Below are 14,990 nucleotides of genomic sequence, written 5' to 3'. Positions count from 1 at the left end.
CTTACCACCTCATCGTCGTCGGAACCGTGACGTCGACGTCACGGAAGTTGCGGTACAGCACCAGGATGATCCCGAGTCCGACGGCGACCTCCGCGGCGGCGAGCGCCATGGTAAACAGCGCGAACACCTGCCCCGTGAGGTTGCCGTGGTAAAACGCGAACGCGATCAGGTTGACGTTCGCCGCGTTCAGCATGAGTTCGACCGACATCAGGAACATCAGTGCGTTGCGACGCGTCAGGATGCCGAACAGGCCGATCGAGAACAGGGCCATCGACAGCAACACGTAGTACTCGACGGCGACGGTCATCGATCGTCACCTCCCGCGTCGTCGGCGTGGGCTGCCGTCTCGTCGCCACCGTCGGCGATGGCCGGATCGGCTGGCGTACCCGCGCCGGTCCCGGCACCCGAGTCCGTTCCCGCTCCCGTACTCGAGAGCGCAGCGACCGGTTCGCCCGCTTCCTCGCGTTTCGCGAGGACGAGCGACGCGTCGAGTGCGGCGTCCAGCACGACCGCGATCAACAGGAACGAGACGAGGAACGGTTCGCTGTCGATCTGCTGGAGTGCCGAGAGGTCGAGCAGCGCGTAGCCGATGTTCTCGGTGATCGTGGTGTCGGCCGGCGCGAAGCCGTTCGCCGGCATCGGTTCGAACGGCGTGTTCAGGACGATCAGCGCCATCACCCCGAAGAGGACGACGGCGAGAAGACCGGGTGCGAGCGTCCCCCCGAGTCGGAGTTTCGGGCCGTTCGTCATGCCTGTACCACCTCGTCCGTGTCCTCGCGCTGGGTGAGCATCACGGCGAACGTGATGAGGATGAGCACCCCGCCCACGTAGACGAGGATCTGCATCATGGCGACGAACTCCGCCGCCAGAAACACGAAGTGCACCGCGATGCTCAAAAGCGCCACGCCCAGCAGCAGCGCCGAGTGCCATGGATCGCGCATGAGTACGACGCCGAGTGCGCTGGCGAGCGTGATGGCGGCGAACAGCGCGAACGCGATCAGCTCGTATATCATTGTTGGTAATTGCCCGTTCTCTGGGGACGGGCGACCCGTTACTGGTAATCGACCTCCCCTTCACCTTCGCCGATCCACGCGCCCCGATCGGGTTCACGGGACTCGAGCGGATCGATGTCCTTGTACCACGGGACGGCCTTCAGCTGCTCTTTGTTGTACACCAGGTCGTGTTTGGTGTCGCCAGTGAACTCGAAGTTCTGGGTGAGCAGGATGGCGTCGACCGGGCACACCTCCTCACAGAGCCGACAGTAGATACACTGTCCGATGTGGAGGTTGTACTGTTCGCCGTTTCGCTGGTCGTCCATCACGATCTGGATCGTGTCGTTCGGACAGACGTTCTCACACTGGCGACACCAGATACACCGCTCCTGGCTGAACTTGTGGACGCCGCGAAAGCGCGGCGAGACGTCCGGTGCCGTCTCCGGGTACTCGACCGTGAAGGTCGAGCCGTCCAGTGCGTGTTTCATCGTCGTTGCCATCGATTTGAGTAGTCCGATCATGCGATTACCCCCACGATTACCGCGGTGAGGACGAGGTTCGCGAAGGAAAGGACGAGCAGTCCCTTCCAGCCGATCTCGATCAACTGGTCGATCCGGACCCGCGGCACCGCCGATCGGAGCCACTGGGTCAGCAGGAACACCGCCCAGATTTTGACGATGAACCAGACGATTCCGATCTCCGCCGGGCCGGGGCCGGCCGGCCCGCCGAGGAAGATCGTCGCGATGATCCCGCCCCCGAGGAAGATGTGGAGGAACTCCCCGAGGTAGATCAACACGAAGTAGACCGAGGAGTACTCGGTCTGGTAGCCGGCGACGATCTCGGTCGGTGCTTCGGGCGTGTCGAAGGGGTTCCGACCGACCTCGGCGAAGTTCGCCACCAGGAAGAGGACGAACGCGAACGGGTTGACGATCGCGAACCAGGCCGGAATCGTCACGAGGCCGAGATCGACGAGCGTCTGGTTCTGGACCGCGACGATCTCGCTCATCCGTAACGACCCGGCGAAGATCACGACCGACATCCCGGTGACGACGAGCGGGATCTCGTAGGCGATGTTCTGTGCGACCGCCCGCAACCCGCCGAGCATCGAGTACTTGTTCGACGACGAGTAGCCCGCCATCACCAGTCCGATGCTCGCGATGCCCGCGATCGCGAAGACGTAGGCCAGGCCGACCTCGGGGTCGGCGAGGTGGATTCCGCTTCCCATCGGGATGACCGCGAAGCCCAGCAGCGCCGACCCCGCGACCACGATCGGCGCGAGGTCGTAGGCCGGCCGATCGGCGTTCTCCGGGATGATCAACTCCTTCGAGAGGAGTCGGACGGAGTCCGCCACGATGATCAGCAATCCGGCCGGGCCGAGCCGATTGACCGCGATCCGGTCCGTGAACGCGGCGGTGATCTTTCGCTTCGCCCACGGCCCAGCGACGCCGGTCATCGCGAGCATCAGGCTGCCGACGAGAAACGCGGCGAGCAACGACGCGATCAGATCGCCGGGCACTCCGAACCCGTCGAGACCGGTCAGCTCACCGATCCGATCGGGGAGCAACACGGTGTCCTGTAACGGAACCGCCGGGACCGTCCCAGCCATACTAGCGATCCACCTCCCCGAGCACGATGTCGAGACTGCCAAGCGAGGCGATCAGGTCCGGGATGTACTCGTCCTGGACCATCTCCTCGAGCGCCGAGAGGTTGTGAAAGCACGGACTCCGGATCTTGAACCGACCGGGCTTGTCGGTGCCGTCCGATCGGATGTAGATACCGAGTTCGCCCTTCGCGCCCTCGACGGCCCGGTACACTTCGGTGTCGGCGTCCGGCTTGAGCGTCCGCGGCACGTTCGCCTGTACCTCCCGCTCGTCTTCCGGCCAGTCCTCGAGCAGGTCGAGACACTGCTCGATGATCTTCGCCGACTCCTCGACCTCCTGCATGCGCACGAGCACGCGACTGTAATTGTCGCAGCCGTCCTCGGTGACGACGTTCCAGTCGAGGTGTTCGTAGTAGCCGTACGGATCGTCGCGGCGCAGGTCGTAGTCGATACCCGACCCACGGGCGACGGGGCCCGTACAGCCGTACTGCTTGGCGACCTCGGGTTCCAGAATCCCGGTGTCGACGCAGCGAAGCTGGAAGATCTCGTTCGAGGTGATGAGATCGTTGTACTCCGAGACCTTCGCGGGGAGTTCGTCGAGGAAGTCACGCGCCTTCTCGAAGAACTCCTCGCGCGGTTCTGGCAGGTCCCAGGCGACACCGCCCAGCCGGAAGTAGTTGAACATCAGGCGCTGACCCGTCAGATCCTCCAGGATGTCCTGGACGACCTCCCGATCGCGGAAGGCGTACTGGAAGACGGCGGTGAAGTCGCCGTAGACGTCCAGTGCGAAGGTGCCGAGCGCGAGCATGTGCGAGGCGATCCGACAGAGTTCCGCGCCCATCGTTCGGACGATCTGGGCGTACTCGGGGACCTCGATGTCCGCGAGGTCCTCCGCCGCGCGGGCGTAGGACCACTCGTTCAGGAGCCCAGCCGAGACGTAGTCCCAGCGATCGGGGTAGGGCATGATCTGGTGGCGGTAGGTCCCCGACTGGCACATCTGCTCCTCACACCGGTGGAGGTATCCGATGTCGGGATCCACGTCGACGACGGTCTCGCCGTCCAGTACGGTCTCGACGTGGAGCACGCCGTGAGTCGCCGGGTGATGCGGCCCGATGTTCAGGAACATCGTGTCCGACTCGGTGTCGTGGTGGTCGGGCTTGATCGGGTTGGCGTGCTCCGAGAGGGTGACGATCTGGGGTTTCTCCTGGTCGTAGTCCTTCGAGAGCGGATGTCCCTGCCAGGTCTCCGGCAGGAGGATCCGGCGCGGATCCGGATGGCCCTCGTAATCTATCCCGACGAGGTCGAAGGCTTCGCGCTCGTGCCAGTCCGCGGTCCGGAAGACGGGTTCGGCCGTCTGGCTCACCGGATCGTCGATCGACGTCGGAACGACGATCGACACTTCCTGCGTGGGATCGGCGTACTTCTTCAGGTGGTAGATCGACTCGTACCGGTCCGTGTACTGCTGGGCGGTCAGACAGGACAGGTGGTCGAAGCCGGCCTCCTCTTTGAGGTCGGAGAGCACGTCCTGGACGTCGTCCGGGCGGATGACGAAGCCGGGCGCGTTCAGGTGGTCGTCGCGACCGAGCGCGCGATCGCCGATCAGGGCCTCGAGGTCGTCCTCGGTGACCTCGACGGACGGTTCCTGCGTGCCCTTCTCGAGTCCGGTTCCCGTGCTCATGGCGAATCAGCCCAGTTGTACCGCATGACGAGGTCGTCCTCGTCGATCTCGTCCGCGAGTTTCTGTACGAGTTCGTCCTGTTCTAAGTCGCCGAACTGCTCGAGTTCGTACGGTTTGACGACGACCGGAGTGCTCTCCCCGTTCCGGATCCGCTCCTGGAGTTTCATGACGCCGTAAACGAGTGCCTCCGGTCGCGGCGGACAACCGGGGACGTGAATGTCGATCGGGATGATCTCTTCGGCACCCTTGACGACGTTGTACCCCTCCTGAAAGGGGCCGCCGGAGATCGTACACGACCCCATCCCGACGACGAACTTGGGTTCGGGCATCTGGTCGTAGACCCGCTTCATCCGGGGGCCGAACTTCGAGACGATCGTCCCGGGCACGATCATCACGTCGGCCTGGCGCGGCGACGCGCGCGGGACGCCGGCCCCGAATCGATCGAGGTCGTGTTTGATCGCGTACGTGTGTATCATCTCGATACTGCAGCAAGCGATCCCGAACTGCAGCATGAACATGGAGTTGCCGCGAACCCAGTTCATGAACTTGTCGAACTTCGTGAGGATAAACGGTGACGCGCCGAAGGCCTCACGGAGCTTCGAGTTGAAGCGATCGTCGACGCCTTCACCCATCCGCGACTCGCGGGTGTCCGTCGACGGAGCGGTACTCTCGTAGATGTCCTGCCGCGGGTTGTCGCTACTCATGGTCGATCAGTTCCGGACTCTAACTGCCGAGGCGTCTGTGCCCACTGTACAGCACCGGTGCGCCACGCCCACGCGAGTCCGACCAGCAGGATGGCGACGAACAACAACATCGGCCCGAGCGCGTGGAGCAAGCCGTACTCCTCGGCTCCGAGCGCATCCTGGTAGACGACCGCCCACGGGAACAGTAGGACGGTCTCGATGTCGAAGACGACGAACAGAAGCGCAACCATGTAGTACTGGATATTGAACCGGATGCGCGTCCCGCCAGTCGGCACTTCGCCACTCTCGTAGGTGGCACGTTTGCTCGTTTCGGGAACACTCGGCCGCAGGAGGTACGACACCGCCATCATACTGAGCGGTATCAGCAGCCCCACGAGCGCCAGCGCCCCGATGGCGATCCAATCATTCATCTCCGTAACGTTCGGCACTTCAAACCGCACGCATATAAGGGTTGATTGTTCGTTTTGGGGCCGGAAACGGGCAAAGCGGCGACTTCAGTGGACAAGAAACAACCCGAATAATCACCGTACACTATATATGCTCGATCGAGGACTGAACGAATCGGTAGTCTCGAATTACCGGGCCGATCGATCCGATCGGTTTCCGCTCCGGACCGGAACGCGGTCAGGCCCCGGCCGAGACGACGAAACTCGGTCACCCGCGACGCGGTCGGATCTCGGTCGAGACGACGGTATTCGATCGAGCGGGGATCGAAACGGCGGTCTAGGAGACGTTACTCGGACGAGAAAGCGTCCGTTCCCCGATCGTGCAGGTCTCTGGAAACGGTGCCGACGTCTTCTCGCAGTTGCTCGTGGTAGGCCACGAGTCGATCGCGAACCGGGTCGTGCTGTCGGGCGAGTATCTGCGCCGCGGACAACGCCGCGTTGAACGACTTCCCCGCGTCGACCGCGACCAGCGGCGCGCCGGTCGGCATCCCGATGACGCTGTCGACGGACTTCTCCTGGACCGGCACCCCGATGACCGGCAGCGGGTACGCGATCGAGGCCGTCATGTTCGGCAGGTCGGCCGACTTCCCGCCGGCCCCGGCGATGATCACCTCGATCCCCCGATCTTCGGCAGTTGCGGCGTAAGCCCGCATTAAGTCCGGCGTGCGGTGGGCCGAGGTGACGTAGGTCTCGAACGTGAACCGTTCTTCGGGTGGCTCCTCGTAGTCGGTCTGCTCGGCGAAGCCGAGTTCGTCGACGAAGGCGTCGTAGGCCCCGCGACGGCGGCCCCCGGTGGACATGACTTCGAGATCCGAGTCACTACCCATGACGATCCCCACGTCGGGAGTCTCTTCGGTCGGTCGGTCCTGTTCGGCCTCACGGTGCAGTCGATCGATCAGGTCGCTGACGCTGTCGCTCATGGATCGAGATGGTCGGGCAGGTGACTTCAACTAAGCGGAAGCGCGGATCCGACGATCGGAACGTCAGGGCCGCCAGTTCCCTACGGTCGGAACGTCACCGCGTCCTCGAGTTCGCGCGCGGTCTCGAGCAGGTCGTCAGTCGACGCCTCGTCTCGGCCGGTCAGAGTAACGTGCCCCATCTTGCGCAGCGGGCGCGCCTGGCGCTTCCCGTACCAGTGGAGGTTCGCACCGGGCGTTTCGAGAATTCGATCGACGCCCCGAAGCGCCGCGTCCCGCGGTTCCTCGACGTCGCCGAGTAGATTCACCGAGACGGTCGGCGCGCGGAGGTCGGTCGCACCGAGGGGCCAGCCGAGCACCGCGCGGACGTGCTGTTCGAACTGCGAACTCTCGGCCCCCTCGATCGTCCAGTGGCCGGAGTTGTGCGGTCGCGGCGCGATCTCGTTGAGCAGAATGTCACCGTCTCGCTGACTCCGTCCGCTCGACGCTTCCGAGGCGGGTGGCGCCTCGCTCGTTTCGAATAGTTCGATTCCATAGACACCCCGTCCGTCCATCACCTCGAGTACGTGCGCCGCGACGTCTCGGGCGCGGTCCGTCACTGCGTCGCTCGATCCCGCGGGAACGATCGTCTCCCGGAGGATCTCGTCCTCGTGGACGTTCTCGCCGACGGGGAAGGCGGCGATTTCGTCGTCGCCCTTGACGGCGATCACCGAAATCTCGCGTTCGAAGTTGACGAACGACTCGACCATTGCGGGGCCGGCGACCGACTCCAGAGCGTCCTCGGCGTCGGCTTTCGTCTCGACGGGCACGTTGCCGCGGCCGTCGTAGCCGCCGGTGCGGGCCTTGAGCATGACCGGCGCACCGTAGTCGTCGATCGCCTCGTGGACGTCGTCGGCGTCGGTTACCTCGCGGAACGGCGGGACCGGAATCCCTTCGTCCCGGAGGGTGCGCTTCTGGACGAGTTTGTCGTGAATCGTCTCCAGCGTCGACGGCTTCGGGTGGACCGGCGTCCCGGAGTCCTCGCTCACGCGATCCAGGGCCTCTTGATCGGCGAGTTCGATCTCGAAGGTGAGCACGTCCGTTCGCGCGGCCAGTTCGCGAACTCCCGCCTCGTCGTCGAAGTCGGCCACGATCTGGTCGCGGGCGACGGGTGCGGCCGGGCAGTCCGGCGTCGGATCGAGGACGACGAGTTCGACCCCGAGCGGTGCCGCCGCCTCGGCGAGCATCCGACCGAGCTGTCCCCCGCCGACGACGCCGATCGTCGGTCCTGGCGTCTCCAGCGTTGTCATTGCGCGCCGGTTGTCCGCGTCGGCGCTTAAGAGTTCTCAATTGACGTCACGATCGTGCTCACCGGACGGACAGATCGCGTCTGTTTTGAGCACAAACGAGGATATTCTAGCGACGTCGGGGCTGGGCGACCGACCGGGCACCGATCGCCGTCTCCGGACGGGATCGTTCGCGACGCCAGTCGACGGGAATTGACCTCCGGTCCGGCTACCCGAGAACGGTACCTCTTTTACCCGTCCTCACCACCGCTCGGGTATGACCACGCTCGGACTGGTGGTCGCGGAGTTCAACCGGCCGATCACCGAGCAGATGGAGCAGGAGGCCAAAGCAGCGGCGAACGCCGCCGGCGCGGAGGTGTACGACACGATCCACGTCCCCGGCGTGTACGATGCACCGCTGGCGGCCGATCGGCTCGCTCGGCGCGAGGCCGTCGACGCCGTCGCCGTCGTCGGAGCGGTCATCACCGGCGATACGGACCACGACCAGGTCATCAGCGACGCGACCGCCCAGCGGCTCTCCGACGTGAGCCTCGAGCGTGACACCCCCGTAACGCTCGGCGTGACGGGGCCCGGCATGTCCGCCGCCGAAGCACGCGAACGCGTCGAGAACGCGGCGAAAGCCGTCGACGGCGCGATCGACCTCGTTTCGGAACTGCCCGACGCCACCGAGTAACCCACCAACCGACACCACCGATACCATGACTATGGAATTCACCGACCGCGTGACCCGAGTCGAACCGTCCGCGACGCTCGCCATCTCCGCACTCGCCACCGAACTGGAGAACGAGGGGGCAGACGTCGTCGACCTGAGCGTCGGCGAACCCGACTTCCCGACGCCCGAAAATATCGTCCAGGCGGGCAAGGACGCGATGGACGCCGGCCACACCGGCTACACCACCTCCGCCGGGATCCTCGACCTGCGCGAGGCGATCGCCGACAAACTGGCCGCCGACGGCCTCGATCACACCACGGACGAGATCATCGTCACGCCCGGCGCGAAGCAGGCACTGTACGAGATCGTGCAGGCGCTCATCGAAGACGGCGACGAAGTCGTCTTGCTCGACCCCGCGTGGGTCTCCTACGAGGCGATGGTCAAGATGGCCGGCGGCGATCTTACCCGCGTCGATCTCTCGGGATCGGACCTCCAGCTCGAACCCGCGCTCGACGACCTCGCGGCCGCGGTCTCGGACGAGACCGAACTGCTGATCGTCAACTCGCCGTCGAACCCCACCGGTGCGGTCTACTCCGACGCGGCCCTCGAGGGCGTCCGCGACCTGGCCGTCGAACACGACGTCACCGTCATCTCCGACGAAATCTACAAGGAGATTACCTACGGCGTCGAGCCGACGAGCCTCGGCACGTTCGAAGGGATGGCCGATCGCACCGTGACGGTCAACGGCTTCTCGAAGGCCTACTCGATGACCGGCTGGCGGCTCGGCTACTTCGCCGGTCCCGAGGACCTGATCGATCAGGCCGGCAAGCTTCACAGCCACTCGGTCTCCTCGGCCGTAAACTTCGTCCAGCACGCCGGGATCGAGGCTCTCGAGAACACCGAGACGGCGGTCGACCAGATGGTCCAGGCCTTCCGCGAGCGCCGCGATCTGGTCGTCGACCTGCTCGACGACCACGGCGTCGACGTGGCCGTCCCGGAAGGCGCGTTCTACATGATGCTCCCGGTCGACTCGGACGATCAGGCCTGGTGCGAAGGCGCGATCGAGGACGCCCACGTCGCGACGGTGCCAGGCAGCGCCTTCGGTACGCCCGGCTACGCCCGGATCTCCTACGCGGCGAGTGAAGAACGGCTGAAGGAGGGGATCGAACGACTCGCGGACGAAGGCTACCTGTAGCGACTCCCGACGGATCGGCGATCGACCGATCGTCCGACTCCCGACGTTCTTCGACTACCGAACGATCGTCACCGGGACCCCCGCCCGTCTGGTGACCGTTTCAGCGACGCTGCCGAGAAGCATCCGCGAGGCACCCGCGCGGCCGTGACTCCCGATGACGATCTGATCGACGTCGTGCTCGTTCGCGTAGGCGACGATCGTGTTCGCGGGCCGACCGGATTCGACCGCCGTCTCGAGTGTCGTGTCCGCCGGATCGGCGTCCGCGAACCGCCGACGGGCCTCCTCGTTCAGTTGGTCCCCGACGTCCTCGACCTGCTCACGCGCCTTCGAATCGAACAGACCGCCGTCGTCGGGGGCAAAGAGGCCGTGGTCGTCCGCATCCGTGAACAGCCCCTGCATCGGATGGGTCACGGTGAGGGCGGTGATCGTGCTTCCTTCGTGGTTCGTCAGCGCGTGTTCGAACGCCTGCCACGACTGATCGGACCCGTCGATCGGAACCAGAACGTGGGTTGCCATATTTACGGTACGGGCCCCGTAGATAAAACAGTACGTTGCGAGCGTCACGCTGGGAGTCCAACCTCAGTCGTCGGTTGCCGGTGCGGACCCGAGTCGGCACCGTCCGCGGCGTCACGCTCGTCGAGGATCCCCTCGCGACCGACCAGTTACCAGCCGATCGAGCGGGACGGCCGAGTCCGGTTCGCGTTCCGGAGACCGGTTTCGGATCGATCGGTCGCGAATTTATACGGGAATGCGCCAGCACCACACGAAAGTACACAGCCGTTACCGAACCGGACGTGCAACGGCTGTGAGACGAACTTTTTCGATCCGAAATCGCGACTGGAGTACTGCGACGACTGTGATCCGAACGCGGGTGACCACAACGGAACCTTGGTGCGAGGGAGACGACAACGGGTACAACCTGTGGCGACTCGTTTTCGTTCTATCCATCGAACAGAGATGGGACGTACTGCCCCGATTGCGTCAGGGTGGCTGCTGAACTCCGTCCCGAAAATCCGTCGGAACCGGGTGAACGGGCATCCGTAACCTGTCGGTACTGTACGACGGGATCCGAAGTCGTCCCTTCCAGAGCGGCGAATCAGAGCCGCGGCGTTTTCTGTACGCTCGAGTGTTCCGGGAACTGGCTCTCCGAAACCGTCGTCGGATCGGATCATCACCAGTGGGGGTGGCCCGATCGAATACGGCCGATCGTAGTGGCGGGTTCGAAGGCAGGCGCTCGATCGGGACGGGTACGAGTGCCAACACTGCGGTGCCGGACCGGACGAACTCGACCAGAACCCGGACGTGCATCATCTGACGCCCGTTCGCGACTTCGATCGGCCAGCGGAGGCACATACGCTGGCGAACGTGATCACGCACTGTCGAAGTTGCCACCGTCGGGCGGAGGGAGGTGAGATTCGCGTTCCATCCCGGGATGAAAAGTAACACTATTGTACCGACGAGTGATTAGACGGGACACGAAGTCCCGTAGTGGCGAGCAGTTCCGACGAAACTGCGAGGTACGCGGGGATTCGAAGCAGTCCCGTGGTGTAGTGGCCAATCATCTGAGCCTTTGGACGTGTCCGGCTCGATCCGTCACGGAAGACAGCTCAGGACGGCGGTTCGAATCCGCCCGGGACTACTTAAAAATCTTACATAGTCCCCGGACCTGAAAGGCGGTTTTCTCCGGGGAACACTACCCGTTTAGCCGAGGACACCCCTACAGCAGTATCTGGATTATTGCCTTCTCCAGGGGGTGTTCCAGTGTGAGTTCCGTGACCGACGGGTTCGGTCCGTTCTGCGGAGTGCTCGGCTGTACCGACGACGCCGGCGTCGTCATCGATCATCCTGAGCACGGTGAACGGACGGTCTGCAAGGCCTGCGCCGGCGACTATGAGGTGATCCGGCATGTGTAGTGAGGCCGGTGACACGAGAGTGTCCGACGCACTCGTCATGTCACAACGCGCGCTCGGTCGATGCGTCGACCTCGAGGGCGACCTCGCCGAACTCCGCGAGGAGATAGACGATCTCGATCGCCGAATCAGGGCCCTGGAGCGTGATCTCGATGAGTGACGGCAGCAACGTCCGGCCAGAGGACGCACTCCAGGTCGCCCAACGGGCGATGGCTCGCTGCTCGGAACTGGAAGACATCGTCGACGAACTCCGGGAAGACAACCTCGATCTCCAGGATCGAGTCACTTCCCTGGAGTTGCGCTATGAAGACATCGAGGAGAACCGCTCCTACGACGATCTCGATCGAGATGGCCGTGTCGGCGCTGTTCGCGAACACGCCTTCCGCGGGGCGACCGAGAGCCACGGGAAGGCCGCACTCGACTACAACGACATAATGTGGAGCGTGTTCGACGGCGAACCCAGCGCGGACTACTGCTACAAGCTGATGCGTCTCGCCGCGAAGGAGCCGGGATTCGAGTACCAGAACCCCACCGGGAAGGGGAAGCAACTGATCGTGGACGCCCGCGAGGCAAGAACTGGCGCTTCGTTTTCGTCCGCGAAGAAAACGGATCTGGAGGGGGAGATCTAACGATGGGTTTCTTCCACCGAGGTATTCCACCACCAGTTTCATAGAGTGAAAATTGCGTTGTAGTGCGGTTTGTACAAACTTTCGATTAGCTGTGAGTACGCCGAATCCGACGCCGTCCGACGCCGTCGTTGGTCGTCTGGAAGGCTCGATTCGGTTTTATTCGCAGACGAAAACCGCGACCGATCCCATGTCAACAGCCCAAACCCAGGACGAACCACTCACCGATCGTCTCGCGACGGAGTTCTACCGTCGCTACTCCAAGGAGGCGATCGGCCAGCTGGCACAACGCTATCCGAACGAACAACGCTCGCTCGAGATCGACTGGCGCGACGTCCATCAGTACGTCCCCGACATCGCGGACGACTATCTCACGCAACCAGAGCAGATGCGGCGGTACTTCGAGGAGGCGCTCCGGATGTTCGACCTCTCGATCGACATCGAGTTGAACGCGCATGTACGCGTCGGGAACCTCTCAGAGGAGTATACCTACTATCCGGGCGAATTCTCTCCGTCGGGGCACCTCGGCGACTACCGGTCGATCCGGGGCGAAATCACGAAGACATCCGATGTCTACCCGAAGATCGAGGAAGCCGCGTTCGAGTGCAAACTCTGCGGCACGCTCACCCGCGTCCCACAGTCCGACGGGAACTTTCAGGAGCCTCACGAGTGCCAGGGCTGTGAGCGACAGGGGCCGTTCAGAGTGAACTTTGATCAGTCAGAGTTCGTCGACGCGCAGAAGCTCCGTATCAAGATGCCGCCGGAGCTCGCCGACGGCGCCGGTCAGAAAATCGACGCCTTCGTCGAGGACGACATCGCCGGGAAGGTAACGGTCGGCGACCGGGTCTGCGTCTCGGGAATCATCCGGTTCGAGCAGAACACCAGCGGCTCGAAAAAGGAGCCGACGTTCGACGAGTACCTCGAAGGCTACCACATCGATATCGAGCAGACAGACCAGCAGGATCTCGACATCTCGAGCAAGGAGCGAAAGCGGATCCACGATCTCGCTGACGGGGCCGAAGGCGATCCGTTCGAGGTGGCTGCGCAGTCGTTCTCAACGAAGGTCTTCGGCTACGACCTCGAGAAGAAAGCGCTTGTCCTGGCGCTGGTCTCTGGCGGGTCGATCGAGTACGCCGACGGTGACACTGACCGATCGACGGTGAACGTCTTCCTGATCGGTGATCCTGGAACTGGCAAGTCAAAGCTAATCGATCGAGCAGAAGATGTTGGATGGCGGACTGTCGGTGTGACAAGCCGCCGTGCGAGTGGGCCTGGCCTCACGGTTGCAGCTGAACAGGACGACTTCGGCGACGATGGCTGGTCGCTCAAAGCCGGCGCGTTCGTCAAAGCCAACGGCGGGGCGGTGTGCATCGATGAGCTCGACGACATGGACAGCGAGGTCCGTGCGCACATGCTCGAGCCGATGTCGAAGCAGAAGATCAATGTCGAACTCGCCGGCGAGAGCGCCACCTTCGCAACCGAAGCCGCGGTGATCGCGGCGGGCAACCCGAAGCACGGTCGGTTCGATCCATACGAGCCGATCCCTGAACAGTTCGACTTCCGTTCGGACCTGTTGTCACGCTTCGACCTGATCTTCACCGTCCAGGACGAACCCGACGAGGATGACGATCGGGAACTGGCTGATCACGTCCTGGACGTACGCGATGCCGCAAAGCGCGACGACCAGAACGAGGACAAGGAAGACGACGGCGTCGAGCCGATCGTCGAACCGGAACTCTTCCGGAAGTGGATCGCGCTCGCGAAACAGCAGCCTGCCCCGCCGTTCGAGAGTAAGGCGATCAAAGAGCAGCTCCGGGATAGCTTCCTCGAGATCCGCCGGCTCTATGATGTCAGCGACAACTCGCCAATCCCGGTCACCTTCCGCGACCTCGAGGCGCTGGTCCGGATCGCCGAGGCCGCTGCGAAGTTCGAACTCTCGGACGTCATCACTGAGCGCCACGCTCGGATCACGACCGAGATGGCCGGTCGGTCGATGCAGGACGTCGGCAAGAACGAAGATGGCGAGTACGACGCCGACGTCGTCGAAGTCGGTCAATCGAAAAGCCAGAAGAAGCGGATGAAACTCCTCGCGAGCGCTATCAACGAACTCGAGGACGAGTACGCCGATGGCGTTCCACGCGATCGCGTGATCGAGTGCATGACCGAGGACGACGATCGGTGGAGCGCCGATCGGCTCTACTCGGACATGGACAGTATGCTCGAGGATGGCGTCGCGATCGAGCCGAAGACCGATCACATCCGATATTTGGGGAGGGCGTGACCATGGCGGATGATGCCTCCTCAAAAGCGATCTACGAGAGCGTGGTCGGCTACGTCGAGCACAATACGGGCGGAAAACAACCGCCGCTGATCCACGAAGGGCCGGTCGTCTCGAGTGTCTCGTGGAGCTATCCAGACGAACATCCTTCGCGGATCCGGTCGGCGATCGCGGTGGCGACGTCCCGGGGCGACCTCTTCCGCTACGTCGACGACTCGGACGGGCGTGACCGGGCGTATCTGGGGATCGACGACGCGGATACACTCGAGCGCAAGATTCGCGAGTACTACGACCGAACCGAGCGGACGACCCGTAGCGGGGCGCTCAGACTTCGGGTTGCGAATCATCGAGTCGACGACCTTCGAGGTGAGGACGATGACTGATAACGACAGCAGCAACTACAGCTGCGGAACTGATCAACGGCCCTCACCGGATAGTTCGCGAAGAAAGGGGGTGTTTGTACTGGTTGAGTACGCTACCGTTCACCGAAGTGGCCGGAATGTATTGGATCCACAGGTGCACGAATTGGAACCTATCGGGCGGATCCGTCCATTCGAGAGTTCTCTCGCTGCGTATACCGCCTCACAGCGTTCGCAGACGGCCACAATGCGATTGTGGTCGCCCAAAGTGATCACCCCGAGAAGTATCCCTCGGCCCAGCGTCATCAACCCCATTCAGAAATCCCGTGTAGATCATTGTCAAGAGA

The 14,990-nt window shown here is 63.4% G+C and carries 18 protein-coding genes, 1 tRNA gene and 1 pseudogene; 9 read left to right on the top strand and 11 right to left on the bottom strand.

Annotated features, from left to right (window positions below):
* Nucleotide 1: 1 nt before the first annotated feature.
* The 10 genes from nuoK to MUG98_RS05365 all read right to left on the bottom strand — a co-directional run bounded on the left by nuoK (nucleotide 2) and on the right by MUG98_RS05365 (nucleotide 7,626).
* Complete coding sequence (gene nuoK / locus MUG98_RS05410) at nucleotides 2–307, bottom strand: NADH-quinone oxidoreductase subunit NuoK (protein ID WP_265111125.1); 306 nt, start codon at nucleotides 305–307, stop codon at nucleotides 2–4.
* A complete protein-coding gene (locus MUG98_RS05405) occupies nucleotides 304–750 on the bottom strand; it encodes a hypothetical protein (RefSeq protein WP_265111124.1) in 447 nt (148 codons plus the stop codon). Before MUG98_RS05405 ends, nuoK begins: the two co-directional genes overlap by 4 nt.
* Nucleotides 747–1,013, bottom strand: coding sequence for an NADH-quinone oxidoreductase subunit J (locus tag MUG98_RS05400; protein ID WP_265111123.1), 267 nt, complete (start codon nucleotides 1,011–1,013; stop codon nucleotides 747–749). The genes MUG98_RS05405 and MUG98_RS05400 overlap by 4 nt, the downstream gene beginning before the upstream one ends.
* 38 nt (nucleotides 1,014–1,051) lie before the next feature.
* A complete protein-coding gene (locus MUG98_RS05395; protein ID WP_252489693.1) occupies nucleotides 1,052–1,513 on the bottom strand; it encodes a NuoI/complex I 23 kDa subunit family protein in 462 nt (153 codons plus the stop codon).
* Nucleotides 1,510–2,598 carry a complex I subunit 1/NuoH family protein gene (locus tag MUG98_RS05390; protein ID WP_265111122.1) on the bottom strand — a complete coding sequence of 363 codons (1,089 nt, stop codon included), beginning with the start codon at nucleotides 2,596–2,598 and terminating at the stop codon, nucleotides 1,510–1,512. Before MUG98_RS05390 ends, MUG98_RS05395 begins: the two co-directional genes overlap by 4 nt.
* A gap of 1 nt (nucleotide 2,599) precedes the next feature.
* Complete coding sequence (locus MUG98_RS05385; protein ID WP_265111121.1) at nucleotides 2,600–4,270, bottom strand: NADH-quinone oxidoreductase subunit D; 1,671 nt, start codon at nucleotides 4,268–4,270, stop codon at nucleotides 2,600–2,602.
* Nucleotides 4,267–4,974, bottom strand: coding sequence for an NADH-quinone oxidoreductase subunit B (locus MUG98_RS05380; protein ID WP_265111120.1), 708 nt, complete (start codon nucleotides 4,972–4,974; stop codon nucleotides 4,267–4,269). Before MUG98_RS05380 ends, MUG98_RS05385 begins: the two co-directional genes overlap by 4 nt.
* A complete protein-coding gene (locus MUG98_RS05375) occupies nucleotides 4,971–5,384 on the bottom strand; it encodes an NADH-quinone oxidoreductase subunit A (RefSeq protein WP_265111119.1) in 414 nt (137 codons plus the stop codon). Before MUG98_RS05375 ends, MUG98_RS05380 begins: the two co-directional genes overlap by 4 nt.
* Before the next feature lie 323 nt (nucleotides 5,385–5,707).
* Nucleotides 5,708–6,340, bottom strand: coding sequence for an AIR carboxylase family protein (locus MUG98_RS05370; RefSeq protein ID WP_265111118.1), 633 nt, complete (start codon nucleotides 6,338–6,340; stop codon nucleotides 5,708–5,710).
* Nucleotides 6,341–6,420: 80 nt separating this feature from the next.
* A complete protein-coding gene (locus MUG98_RS05365; RefSeq protein WP_265111117.1) occupies nucleotides 6,421–7,626 on the bottom strand; it encodes a 5-(carboxyamino)imidazole ribonucleotide synthase in 1,206 nt (401 codons plus the stop codon).
* Between the two features lie 253 nt (nucleotides 7,627–7,879).
* On the opposite strand from MUG98_RS05365, the gene ribH reads away from it, so the two are divergent.
* Both ribH and MUG98_RS05355 read left to right on the top strand, forming a co-directional pair.
* Entirely contained in the window at nucleotides 7,880–8,296 is a 417-nt protein-coding gene (ribH, locus tag MUG98_RS05360) for a 6,7-dimethyl-8-ribityllumazine synthase (protein ID WP_265111116.1), read from the top strand.
* 25 nt (nucleotides 8,297–8,321) lie between these two features.
* Nucleotides 8,322–9,470, top strand: a complete 1,149-nt coding sequence (locus MUG98_RS05355) for a pyridoxal phosphate-dependent aminotransferase (RefSeq protein WP_265111115.1) — start codon at nucleotides 8,322–8,324, stop codon at nucleotides 9,468–9,470.
* Between the two features lie 54 nt (nucleotides 9,471–9,524).
* Here the strand turns inward: MUG98_RS05355 and MUG98_RS05350 are convergent, their stop codons facing one another.
* Complete coding sequence (locus MUG98_RS05350; RefSeq protein ID WP_265111114.1) at nucleotides 9,525–9,986, bottom strand: universal stress protein; 462 nt, start codon at nucleotides 9,984–9,986, stop codon at nucleotides 9,525–9,527.
* A 232-nt stretch (nucleotides 9,987–10,218) separates the two neighbouring features.
* On the opposite strand from MUG98_RS05350, the pseudogene MUG98_RS25395 reads away from it, so the two are divergent.
* From MUG98_RS25395 to MUG98_RS05315, 7 genes and pseudogenes are all read left to right on the top strand, one after another.
* Nucleotides 10,219–10,913 (top strand): annotated as a pseudogene (locus MUG98_RS25395) (HNH endonuclease).
* A gap of 93 nt (nucleotides 10,914–11,006) precedes the next feature.
* Nucleotides 11,007–11,109: transfer RNA gene (locus tag MUG98_RS05340), tRNA-Gln, on the top strand.
* A 124-nt stretch (nucleotides 11,110–11,233) separates the two neighbouring features.
* Entirely contained in the window at nucleotides 11,234–11,383 is a 150-nt protein-coding gene (locus MUG98_RS05335) for a hypothetical protein (RefSeq protein ID WP_265111113.1), read from the top strand.
* The gene (locus tag MUG98_RS05330; protein WP_265111112.1) at nucleotides 11,376–11,540 is read left to right on the top strand and encodes a hypothetical protein; all 165 of its coding nucleotides are present in this window, start codon (nucleotides 11,376–11,378) and stop codon (nucleotides 11,538–11,540) included. Before MUG98_RS05335 ends, MUG98_RS05330 begins: the two co-directional genes overlap by 8 nt.
* Nucleotides 11,533–12,009 (top strand): hypothetical protein, encoded by a 477-nt coding sequence (locus MUG98_RS05325; protein ID WP_265111111.1) that lies wholly within the window; start codon nucleotides 11,533–11,535, stop codon nucleotides 12,007–12,009. The genes MUG98_RS05330 and MUG98_RS05325 overlap by 8 nt, the downstream gene beginning before the upstream one ends.
* A 187-nt stretch (nucleotides 12,010–12,196) precedes the next feature.
* On the top strand, nucleotides 12,197–14,287 hold the full coding sequence (locus tag MUG98_RS05320; RefSeq protein WP_265111110.1) for a minichromosome maintenance protein MCM: 2,091 nt from the start codon (nucleotides 12,197–12,199) through the stop codon (nucleotides 14,285–14,287).
* 2 nt (nucleotides 14,288–14,289) lie between these two features.
* Nucleotides 14,290–14,667, top strand: coding sequence for a hypothetical protein (locus tag MUG98_RS05315; protein WP_265111109.1), 378 nt, complete (start codon nucleotides 14,290–14,292; stop codon nucleotides 14,665–14,667).
* Nucleotides 14,668–14,990: the final 323 nt, after the last annotated feature.

The organism is Halosolutus halophilus, assembly GCF_022869805.1.
GTDB classification, from domain to species: Archaea; Halobacteriota; Halobacteria; order Halobacteriales; family Natrialbaceae; genus Halosolutus; species Halosolutus halophilus.
This window is presented reverse-complemented; position numbering and strand designations above follow the sequence as displayed.